At 61.8% G+C, this 6,413-nt stretch carries 8 protein-coding genes; 2 read left to right on the top strand and 6 right to left on the bottom strand.

The genetic code is table 11. The features are described 5' to 3' along the window. Positions 1 to 102: 102 nt before the first annotated feature. The 5 genes from AC04SG_RS31035 to AC04SG_RS31015 form a co-directional block, all read right to left on the bottom strand. Positions 103 to 711: a transglutaminase-like cysteine peptidase gene (locus AC04SG_RS31035; protein WP_488554137.1), complete on the bottom strand. Its 609-nt coding sequence runs from the start codon at positions 709 to 711 to the stop codon at positions 103 to 105. Positions 712 to 1,012: 301 nt separating this feature from the next. Continuing rightward, a complete protein-coding gene (locus AC04SG_RS31030; protein WP_192251586.1) occupies positions 1,013 to 1,630 on the bottom strand; it encodes a PilZ domain-containing protein in 618 nt (205 codons plus the stop codon). Positions 1,631 to 1,798: 168 nt separating this feature from the next. Next, positions 1,799 to 2,437 carry a PAS domain-containing protein gene (locus AC04SG_RS31025; protein ID WP_488554136.1) on the bottom strand — a complete coding sequence of 213 codons (639 nt, stop codon included), beginning with the start codon at positions 2,435 to 2,437 and terminating at the stop codon, positions 1,799 to 1,801. Positions 2,438 to 2,911: 474 nt separating this feature from the next. Beyond that, positions 2,912 to 3,205, bottom strand: a complete 294-nt coding sequence (locus AC04SG_RS31020) for a MoaD/ThiS family protein (protein ID WP_352560926.1) — start codon at positions 3,203 to 3,205, stop codon at positions 2,912 to 2,914. Between the two features lie 5 nt (positions 3,206 to 3,210). After that, positions 3,211 to 4,293, bottom strand: coding sequence for a WD40/YVTN/BNR-like repeat-containing protein (locus tag AC04SG_RS31015; RefSeq protein ID WP_488554135.1), 1,083 nt, complete (start codon positions 4,291 to 4,293; stop codon positions 3,211 to 3,213). 258 nt (positions 4,294 to 4,551) lie between these two features. Here AC04SG_RS31015 and AC04SG_RS31010 point away from each other — a divergent pair, with 258 nt between their 5' ends. Together AC04SG_RS31010 and AC04SG_RS31005 are read left to right on the top strand one after the other, a co-directional pair. Beyond that, positions 4,552 to 5,319, top strand: a complete 768-nt coding sequence (locus AC04SG_RS31010; RefSeq protein WP_488554134.1) for a rhomboid family intramembrane serine protease — start codon at positions 4,552 to 4,554, stop codon at positions 5,317 to 5,319. 111 nt (positions 5,320 to 5,430) lie between these two features. Beyond that, positions 5,431 to 5,862 carry a CBS domain-containing protein gene (locus tag AC04SG_RS31005; RefSeq protein WP_192251597.1) on the top strand — a complete coding sequence of 144 codons (432 nt, stop codon included), beginning with the start codon at positions 5,431 to 5,433 and terminating at the stop codon, positions 5,860 to 5,862. A 48-nt stretch (positions 5,863 to 5,910) separates the two neighbouring features. On the opposite strand, the gene AC04SG_RS31000 is transcribed toward AC04SG_RS31005, so the two are convergent. Then, complete coding sequence (locus tag AC04SG_RS31000) at positions 5,911 to 6,213, bottom strand: YjhX family toxin (RefSeq protein ID WP_488554133.1); 303 nt, start codon at positions 6,211 to 6,213, stop codon at positions 5,911 to 5,913. Positions 6,214 to 6,413 lie beyond the last annotated feature (200 nt).

Here is a 6,413-nt window from a genome sequence, read left to right as displayed (position 1 = left end):
GGGAGGGTGGGGACTCGACCGGGTTTTCTCGTTACGCCCTGAGCGGGCGGATCTCTTGTTTGCGCTGCCTTTTTAGCGGACGCGTTTTATCGTTTCCGCGTCCTAGCGGACGCTGGCAACCGCGTCGGCGCGGCCGTCATTGATCGTCACCCATACGCCGGAATTCGTGTCGGACTGGCGCTTCAGATAGGTGTAGTCGGTGTCGGTCCAGGACAGCACCTTGGACTCCAGATTGTCGAGGATGAACTCGCCGAGGCTGGTGCGCACGGTCAGCACCGCATGGCCGTCGCCGTTCGGCTGGCGCGCTACGGTCATCAGCAGGTTGCCGGCCGGAACGCCGAGCGCCATCAATTCGCGGCGCTTCTCCAGCGCATAGTCCTCGCAGTCGCCGAAGCCGCTGTCGGGATAGGACCAGACCTCTTCCTTGCCCCACATTTCCATGTCGGTGCGCGGCACGATCCGGGTGTTGACCGAATTGTTGATGCTGACGATCGACGACCACAGCTTGCGGGTCAGCTCTACCGGCGCCTGCTTGGGCGTCCGCTGCGCGCATTCCTGCGGCAGCTTCTGACAGAATTCGTAATGGCCAACGGGCTGTGTGGTGCGGCCGCCAGTGTGCATGTAGGCCGGTCCCGCTGCTTGCGCCATTCCCCAAGCGGAAAGCTGCATCGCTATTGCCAAGAGCAACAGCTTGCCCCACGTCTTCGCCATTTGGTCAGTCTCCCCGTTTGAGGAGACAATGACACAGGTCGATTTATTTCACGCAAAAACCCGAAGTAGACATTGAGTAAAACCCCAATAGAATAAGCGTAAAATTTGATCTATTTTAATATAAAATCGTTCAGACACGGGCGCAAAAGTCGGAGCTTTTGCAATGCGGTCGCAGGCCGCAGGCGTGGATTTCAGGCGTTGGCGGCGGTCCCGCATGCTTGCGTGCCGAGGCGGGATGCCGGGCAACAAAAAACCGGCCGCGAAGGGCCGGTTCGTTTTTTACTGCGTGTTTGCCGATCGTTCAGGCGCGCGGGGCGTTGAACTCGGAATCGAGAGTTTCCGGGCGCTGGATGACAGCGAATTCTATGGCGACGCCGTCCTCGAAATGACGCACCACCTGGCCGCGCATGGTTCCAAGCATCACCTGGATGCCGATCGCCGGCTTGACGTCGATCTCGACCGCCGCGCCCGACAGGGACAGGTCGATAATGCGGCACTGATACTGGCGCCCGTCGGTGAGCTGCAGCACGCTGGTCGGGTTGCGCGGCGCCACGCGTTCGTGGCGACGATCTTCCGGCAGGTCGAGCTCATGCTTGTTGGCAAGCCAGGTCAGCTGCGCGGCAAGCTTGTCCTTCTTGCGGTCCGAGGCAATGACGGTCATGGCAAAGCCGTCCTGCGAGGTGCGCGTCACCACGCCCTCGATGCGGCCGATATGATCGATATAGGCAATGACTTTTTCGCCCGGCATGCCGACGCGCTCGGTGCGCAGCGCGACATTGCCCGGCGACATGTCGACCACCTGGCATGGGTGTTCGGTGCGGTCTTCCAGCATGAAGCGCCCGTAGATCTTGACCCGGACGCGCTGAAAGTTACGCCTTTCGGCGCGGGACGGCGCATATTCGACCGCCGCTGACCTCATGACTGCCTACACCCCGTTGGCATTCCCGCGTCGTGCGTGGAACTTCACGCCGAAACGCTACAGCAAATCAGGTTAACAAAGGGGAAAAGCGGGCTACCGATACTTAAGGTCGGGGCTTGGATTTGAGCCTAAAGCGCCTCGCGTTTGATCGGATTCAGGCGACATGCACTATTCACCACGCCCTCCCTCGAACACGACGAGGTGGCGGATGCGTCGCGACCGACCGAGCGCCGAGATGGTCTCCGGCGCTTCGAGCTCGGCAGGAGCCAGCGAAGGAACGGATATTTCCGGCCGGTTTTTCAGGAACATCGGTTCCTTGTCGGGATCGATCACACGGATGGCGTCGATCAAGGCGTCGGTGATCGGATCTGCGCCCAGCCAGAACGGCTTTTCGACGGCGCTGACGACGCCGAGGCAGCGCGGGTTCTCGACACCGCCGTCGAGCGGCAGGGCAAGCAGTTCGAAACGGTTCGAACGGCCGTTGCGGCTGAACCCCTCATAGGTGATGAGCACCACGGATTTCTGCTCGAAGACGCCGTGAATGAGCCGCGACACCAGCCGCTGGTCCTTTTCGCGCCACAGCGACGGGAAGGAAAAGCCCTTGAGTTCGCGGCCATAGCCGGCGCAAAGCCTGGTGCCGGCAAGCCGGAACACCGCTTCGCCGCGCGTGTCCCTTTCCAGGATGAATGTATCGGCCAAAAGCGCCTTGATGTCGGCGGGTTCGACTTCCGATCGCTTCGGGGCAGGGCGCCCATCACGCAGCCGGTTCCAATATTGGAACAGCGTGATTGATCCGTTCTGGTTCATGCTATGCGGCTCCGCGCGATCTGTCTTTTGGTGTCCCATCGGTGAACAGAAAGGGCGCTCTCCGATGACCTACATGCGGTGCCTCGCAGGATGCGTGCCAGCGTCGTTAACACTTGTTCACGGGTCGGGGACGTTAAGGTTAACAAGTGGTTTACGTTGCGCGCGCGAGGCCGCCATGGCACAGCAAAACCACTCCAGAAGCGGTCGTTTCGCGACGATCGGCAGCACTTCAGTCAAGAGTTTTAGGGGGAGCAGGGGCTCGACCGGCCGTTCAAGGGAAACCTTGGACGGCTTCTTTTTGATTCGCGCCCGGTGATTCGCGCGCTTCGAAAACCGTCGAGGGTCTCGACGCCAAGCTTCCTGCCGTCGGCGAGCGATGAACGCGCCGCCACCAACTGGATCCTCCAACTGATCCCTTCTCCCTCGCTTGCGGCCGGGGATATCGTCGGGAGGGTGGGCTACCTGTTCCCTGGCCTAACCGCCGCTGATTGCCGTTAGGATAAAAACCTCGGTGCCGGGCGCGAGCCGGGTTTCCAGGGTTGCCTTCTCGCCATCGACGAAAACGTTCATATGGCGGCGGATGGCAGGGCGGGAATCGCACATCCGGTCGCGCATGCCGGGCCAGAGCGCGTCCAACCCGTCGATCATTTCCTTCACAGTCGAGGCCGGCAGTTCGACCCGGCGCGGCGCGCCAGGAAACAGGTCGATGAGCACGCCCGGGAGCCGCGCGATGACATGGTGCACACTGCGGGCGGAGTTGTTCGACATTTGTCCTACTCGCCCACCACCATCGTCTCGACGGACAGAATCGTTGGCAGATGCTGAGCGATCTCCGACCAGTTTTCGCCTTCGTTGGCACTCGCAAAGAGCGAGCCGCCGCTGGTGCCGAAATAGACTCCGGCCGGCTCGAGGCTGTCGGTCGCCATAGCCTGCCGCAACACGCCCGTATAGCAGTTCTCCTGCGGCAGACCCTTGCGCTCGTCGAGCCATGTGGCTCCCGCATCCTCCGTCTTCCAGACCGCCGCCTTCGCGTCCGGCACGTAGCGGCCGGCGCTGTCGCCGTTGAGCGGCAGAAGGAAGAGCGTGTCGGCGTCGCGCGGATGCGTGGCCGCGGGAAAACCGAAGGTCGAGGGAAGGCCCTTCTCGATGCTCTGCCAGTTCTTGCCGCCATCGTCGGAGCGGTACATGCCGCAATGGTTCTGCTGGTAGAGCCGGTCGGGCTTGCCGGGCGCCATCACCAGACAGTGTACGCACTGGCCGAATTCTGGATAGTTTTGTCCTTCGGGCAGGAAGTCGGCGCGGGTGCCACGGTTGCGCGGCTCCCACGTCTTGCCGCCGTCCCAAGTGTAGAACACGCCTGCGGACGAGATGCCTACCCAGATCTGCTCCTCGTCTGCGGGGTGCGTGACGATGGAATGGAGGATGAGGCCCGCGCCACCTGGGTTCCAGTCCTTGCGGCTCGGGTGATGCTGCAGGCCCTCGATGTGGCTCCACGTGGCCCCTCCGTCGTCGGAGCGAAACAGGCCGGCCGGCTGCACGCCGGCATAGAGGCTGCCGTTGCGCTTGGCGAGGCTCCATACCGCCTTGATCGGTTCGTCGCCAGCCGCATAGGCCAAGCCCTCGCTGGAATGCGTCCAGGTCTGGCCAAGGTCGTCCGACTTCCAGACCGCCGGACCGAACCATTCGTTGCCGCCGGCGCCGTAGATCGCGCCGGTCTCGGGGTCGCCGACGACATGGTTCATCGGCCAGTGCTCGCAGAACGGACCGCGCAGCTTCCACGACCCGCGCTTGCCATCGCTCTCGGCGATGAAGGCGCCTTTTTTCGTGCCGATGAGCACGAGGATTTTTTCTGGCATTTTCTCCTCCCGATTGCGTCGCTTTCATCAAGGACGGCGGAGCGCGGGCCCAGCCGACAGGGCCAACGATTTTTTTCAGTCTAAACCCGTCGAGGCCAAGGTGAGAAGATCTGCCGCCTCCCTGGCATCGGGGACAGCGCGATCTGTGCTGTCATCACCTGACGGAAAGCGTCATGCGAGGTGTCAGAGGATGCAGGGCAGTTTCAACCGAAGCATCCTTGCTCTAAAGCTCGCGGAACAAATCCCGGACCCAAGTGAATGAGCGAACCGACAAGCCCCGCCGAGACCGAACAGACCGAAGAGCCGCCGCCGCCGCGCCGCGAGCCGGTGTTCAACCTGCCGCCGGTGGTGCAGGCGATAATCGGCATCTGCGTGGCCGTCTTCCTGCTGCAGCAATATGTGCTGACCGAGGACCAGCAGATAACATTGCTCACCGACGGGGCCTTCATTCCCGTCCTCTACACCGGCCAATACGGCTTCGACGGGTTCCTCTTCAGCCGTCCTTTCACCTATGCCTTCATGCATGGCGGCCTTGCCCACATTGCCATCAACATGGTTGCGCTGGCCGCCTTCGGCTCGCCGCTGGCCAACCGTCTCGGCTGGCTTTGGTTCGCGTTGTTTTTCGCCGTTACCGGCTTGGCCGCGGTGGTGCTGTTCTGGGCGGTCCATCCATATGGCGAAGCGCCACTGGTCGGCGCTTCCGGAGCGATATCGGGCATGATGGGTGCTGCGGCGCGTTTCGGGTTCCGTACCGACCGCTCGTCCGGCAGGGCTGCCTTTGCCGGTCCCGTGCTGCCGATCGCAATCGTTCTGCGGATGCGCGGCGTCGTCAATTTTCTCGGCGCCTGGATGATCATCAATCTCGTCACCGGCCTCTATGGTCTCGGGCTCGGCGTGCCCGGCCAGATCGCCTGGGAGGCGCATATTGGCGGGCTTGTCGCCGGTTTCTTCGGACTGCGCTGGTTCGACCGGCGCTGGCAGGCGCCTGAATGGGAAATCCCCGAGGACCAGAGCACTCCCGACTAAGCACCCCACTGGCGCACTTGAAAAGGAACCGATCACGGCGCACGATGTTCACTCTTATGTGAAGCCGGCCAGGGCGGGAGCTGGCTAGGCAAGCAGCAGGAGGAGGACGCCATGACGGTTAAGGCAATTCTCGAGAAAAAAGGCCATGACGTGTTCACGCTCGGGCCGAATGAAAAGCTGAGCGAAGCCATTCGAATCCTGGTCGACCACAAGATCGGTGCACTGGTCATCACCAATGGCGATCGCAAGATCGTCGGTATCCTTTCCGAGCGCGACATCGTGCGGGTGCTTGCCAAGGAAGGCGCTGCCGCACTTGACATCGCAGTGCGCTCGGCGATGACGCCGAAAGTGAAGATCTGCAACGAGAACCACACGGTCAACGAGGTGATGGAGATCATGACCAAAGGCCGGTTCCGCCATCTGCCGGTGGAAAAGGACGGGATGCTCGACGGCATCGTGTCGATCGGCGACGTGGTCAAGCGCCGCATCGAGGATGTCGAGCGCGAGGCTGAAGAGATCCGGGCCTATATCGCAACGGCTTGACTCGACGAAGAATCCGCCGACCGGAAGACCGGCCGGCGGTATTTTACTCTATCGGTTGTCGAGTTCGGAGCGGACGAGTTGCAGTCCGCGCCTTGTGATGCGGTAGGGGCCGCCATTGCAAGACGAAACCGCCTTCCTTCGCCTCAGTTTTCGAAACAGATCGAGATCGACGCCTGGATAGTGCCAGCCGTCGCGCGTCATGCATTTGACGTTGGCAATGCGTTTCTTGTCGTTCTTTTCGACTTCGATGCGCCCGCCCTGTGCGAGCAGGTGCAGGATGCGCTGTCCCCACAGCGCCGCGCGTCCTCGTGGACGCGCAAAGGACGCTGTGGCACTTATCACTTGGCGCATGATCCCTTTCCGAAAATCGACTCCGATTTTCGGGGTCATGCGCTGCGCGAAATATCCATTGGAGAAATTCCCGGGAAAACGAAAAATTCCGCCGCCGCGAAGCTTCACGGCACGGGGTTTCAGGTCTTCTTGCCCTGCCTCGCTACGAGGTCAGGGCCTTACCGGGACTGAGCGTAAGTGGACATCCACTCTCCATTGGG

The organism is Mesorhizobium sp. CNPSo 4684, assembly GCF_057784315.1.
This window is presented reverse-complemented; position numbering and strand designations above follow the sequence as displayed.